We start from the raw sequence: 3,694 nt of genomic DNA on the forward strand, positions 1-3,694 counted from the left end.
CAGAAAGGTTATATATCACTGTGGGAACTGTCAAAACTCATGTCCGAAATATCTTGAATAAACTCTGTGCGGATGACCGTACCCAAGCAGCTGTCCGTGCCCTCCGCTCTGGCTTAGTTATTTGAGATTATACCATAGAGTAACCTTTGACAGTTATAAGGTTAGTTGGTTGAAGGTTGTTCGCGTAGCGTGGCCAATAGGCCAAGGTTGAAGGTTGAAGGTTGAAGGTTGAAGGTTGTTCGCGTAGCGTGGCCAATAGGCCAAGGTTGAAGGTTGAAGGTTAGTTGGTTGAAGGTTAGTTGGTTGAAGGTTATTAGGTTGAAGGTTAGTTGGTTGAAGGTTATTAGGTTGTTCGCCCTAGGGGTCCGGTGTAGGGTAGGTTGAACATTAGAGCCTTAACAACTCAAAGCCGGATGTATAATTTGCAACCTATAACTGGCAAGCTGTAACCTTCAACCTACCCTACGGGAACGCCAAAGGCGAACAACCTTGGCCTTTCGGCCACCCGTGCGCGTTCAACCTGTAACCTTCAACCTGTAACCTTCAACCTGTAACCTTCAACCTGTAACCTTCAACCTGTAACCTTCAACCTGTAACCTTCAACCTGTAACCTTCAACCTGTAACCTTCAACCAACCTTAAACCTTCAACCAACCTTAAACCTTCAACCCAAATGACTATCAAGGTCTACCTTGCTCCCATCTAGCGATCGCTTCTTGGGCAGCCCCATAGTAAGGGGTATCTTTTGGGACTAATTTTGCTGTGTTAATTGCGGAGAGAAACTTGCCTCGCGAGGCACGGGACTTAGCAATCCCATAAATCTTATCGCTAGCTTGAGCAATTAACGCTTGTGCTGTGGCATACTTCGGTTGACCCGGTGGAATCTTACGCAGGGTTGCGATCGCACGATTATAACTAGACGCTTGATTACGTTGGACTTGTTTGATGGCTGTTTGGATAGTCTGTTGATTCTGAGACTTCTGTTGAGAGAGAATTTGCCACTTTTTAATGGCATCGTTAGCCAAAGGATAGACAGAAGGGTTATCTTTAGGAACTAGCTGGGCAGCTGCGATCGCTCCTTCAAAATCACTTTTTTTTGCCCGTTTCGTGGCTAGAGCCAAAATTGACTGACTCCAACGAGTGATATATTTTTGTGTCTGCTCATAAAGAGGATCCCCAGGTTTTACCTGACGGGCAATTGCGATCGCATCGCTATACACAGATGCCTGTTTCGGTTCAACTAATTGTCTTGCCTGGTCCAAAGCTGCTTGATTCGCCTTGATCAGACTCGGTTCCAGGGATTTCTGTGGTTTAGTTTCCAGGGGTTTACTCTTAGAATTTGGCAAGGGAGCTGGAGTTGCCTGGGATTTTGACGCTGTAGGCAATGTTACTGGGGAATTCCTGACCTTAGTAGTCTCTGGTAATGTGGTAGTTAATGTGCTAGTGTCTGTTTCTTTAATCACCTGCTGGCTAATCAAGCCTTCCTGGTTACGGACAACAGTTAAGCTCACTAGTCCTAACAACAAAGCTATACCACTACCCCAAAACAACCATTCTCGCCATGAGGATAACTCTTCTGTATCAGTTTGAGGCTGACTGTCTGAATAAGAAACTAAAGCTACTGAGTCAGATAAGGTTTGGTTTGAGCTGTCAGTGTTAGTGGGTGAATAACTATTCGGGTTTTGCGTTACCACCGATAAAGGTTTTTTTGTAAATTCACTCTCAAGGTGCGCGCCTCCAAGGCCGGGGAACCCCGCCTTGGGTGGCACCTCAAGATTATTGCCATCTTCCGAAAAAACGACCTTAGTAGCTTTTGAGTCAGTGATCGGGTCAGCCCATTGATTTTCTGGTGGTGAGCTTGCCCCTTCAGGCCAAATGTGTTGTTGTCGATACTCCTGTAAAGGAATCACCGTAAGAGGAATCTGAACTGGTCGCCAATGGTGTTGGCTCAACTCCGGTAAGCGCTCCCTGAGATACTCTTCAAGATTCTCAAGGGTAATGTCAGTATGATAGTAACGCAGTGCTTCTAGAAGTGCTGAGGTGAATAAGCCATTCCCTAGAGCCGAAGCTTCGTGAGAAAACTGGTTGAGTTGACTAGAAAGTATCAGGGAAATACCCATTTGGTAGGCTAATTCCACTGTTTCAGCACCAACCGGTTCACCAGATGGCATTCCCGGTGATCGGTTTATGTCTAACAATACCAGGATTTTATTGCTCCCCATAGTCTTGAGAGAGGAAAACAGGCATTCTATTGGTATACCTGTTCCTGGAATGTCATCTGGGTTGCCATCAATCGGCATGAGGTAGTCAACGTTATCCCAACTGACCCCGCAGCCACTGAACAAGAACCAACGCCAACTTTCTCGGGAAGCTGGACTCTGGCGAATCCTGTCGAGACATCTTAAAATATTTTCTCGGTTGGGGTAGGTTAAAACATCATCAATCGGTGGTGAAGTATCAGTTAATAAAAGAAACTCACTGGGTTGCAGATGAGCTTGGTCTACAAAAAAACCTTGTAGTCTTTGAGCATCTGCTTGACCATAGTTTAGAGGTTGTAAGAACTGATAGTGGTTGATGCCAATTGCTATACCAGCGTAATTTGCCATTTACCCCATACCCTAGCGCCTGAAACTCGTAAATTTTATACCTAATTTTAGGTATGCCTAAATTTATTACTATTGCTTTAGTTTCCCCTTACAGGCAAATTCTAATTTAACCCTGTTTAGCTTAACCTAACGGCTTAACTTTATTAATTAATTAATTATAACACTATCGAACCTAGTCCACCTTTCAAGGCTCTCGAAGTACTTTCTGTCAATCTAGTGGATGTAAAGATTTTCCTTCATGATAAGAATTGACCTTTTTTCAGCCTAATCAGAGGATACAAGACTATGTTATCCAAAGTAATCCGGCTATTGGTGTTACCCGGCTTAGTAGGGGTTAGTTGGTTGACGACAGTTGCCATTGTTCCCCAAAGCGCCGAAGCCAAGACAGCCCGTATTAATGTTACCCTGAATCGTGAGCCTGATGAAACTTACCAAGGCTTTATGCGCCGTGCTGAAGTAGTTGCTAGAGCAGCAGCTCAACGCAGCTTCGATAGTGATATTTTGACTACAAAGGTAGCGATTACTATTCTAGGGCAAAATCAAGGAGAAATTGCCCCAGTCTTGTTGTTAGAAGTCAGCCGTCCATCCTGGCAAAGACGACCGGATGCCAAGTATTGGGCAACTTATTTTCCCAATACCCAGTTCCTACTGCGAGTTGAGGAACCTGATTTTTCCCCTCAAAGTCAACCACAGTCACTGGAACCAGCTTCCCCAAGTCCTCAGGAACCACCAGCCAACAACCAGGCTCCTGAGCCGCCAGCCAACAACCAGGCTCCTGAGCCACCACCAGCCAACAACCAGGCTCCTGAGCCGCCAGCCAACAACCAGGCTCCTGAGTCATCATCACCTGACAACGAGATAGAAGACCGAGATACAAGACAATAAAATAAGATAGAAAAGCTGTCTAACAAATTAAATAATTTATACTTATGGCTGTTCCTAAGAAGAAAACCTCAAAATCCAAACGGGATAAACGTAAAGCTAACTGGAAGCGCAAAGCGCATCTGGAAGCACAAAAAGCCCTCTCTCTCGGTAAAGCAGTCCTGAGTGGGCGTTCTAGCTTTGTTTATCCAACACAGGAAGAAGAAG

General features: G+C 45.1%; 4 protein-coding genes. 3 read left to right on the forward strand and 1 reads right to left on the reverse strand.

Features of this window, described 5'->3' with window-relative positions; genetic code table 11:
* The coding region (locus F6K49_RS37070) for a LuxR C-terminal-related transcriptional regulator (RefSeq protein WP_293105015.1) at positions 1 to 125 on the forward strand (125 nt) is incomplete at its 5' end.
* 554 nt (positions 126 to 679) lie between these two features.
* Here the strand turns inward: F6K49_RS37070 and F6K49_RS37075 are convergent.
* Positions 680 to 2,605 carry a caspase family protein gene (locus F6K49_RS37075; RefSeq protein WP_293105012.1) on the reverse strand — a complete coding sequence of 642 codons (1,926 nt, stop codon included), beginning with the start codon at positions 2,603 to 2,605 and terminating at the stop codon, positions 680 to 682.
* A 285-nt stretch (positions 2,606 to 2,890) separates the two neighbouring features.
* Between F6K49_RS37075 and F6K49_RS37080 the strand changes: the two genes are divergently transcribed.
* Both F6K49_RS37080 and rpmF read left to right on the forward strand, forming a co-directional pair.
* Positions 2,891 to 3,490 (forward strand): hypothetical protein, encoded by a 600-nt coding sequence (locus F6K49_RS37080; protein ID WP_293060776.1) that lies wholly within the window; start codon positions 2,891 to 2,893, stop codon positions 3,488 to 3,490.
* 44 nt (positions 3,491 to 3,534) lie between these two features.
* The coding region (gene rpmF / locus F6K49_RS37085) for a 50S ribosomal protein L32 (protein WP_293105018.1) at positions 3,535 to 3,694 on the forward strand (160 nt) is incomplete at its 3' end.

The organism is Moorena sp. SIO3I6 (genome assembly GCF_010672095.1).

Coding starts and splice junctions, on each gene's coding strand:
- F6K49_RS37075 (WP_293105012.1), bottom strand. CDS start 2,605: ATGGCAAATTACGCTGGTATAGCAATTGGCATCAACCACTATCAGTTC.
- F6K49_RS37080 (WP_293060776.1), top strand. CDS start 2,891: ATGTTATCCAAAGTAATCCGGCTATTGGTGTTACCCGGCTTAGTAGGG.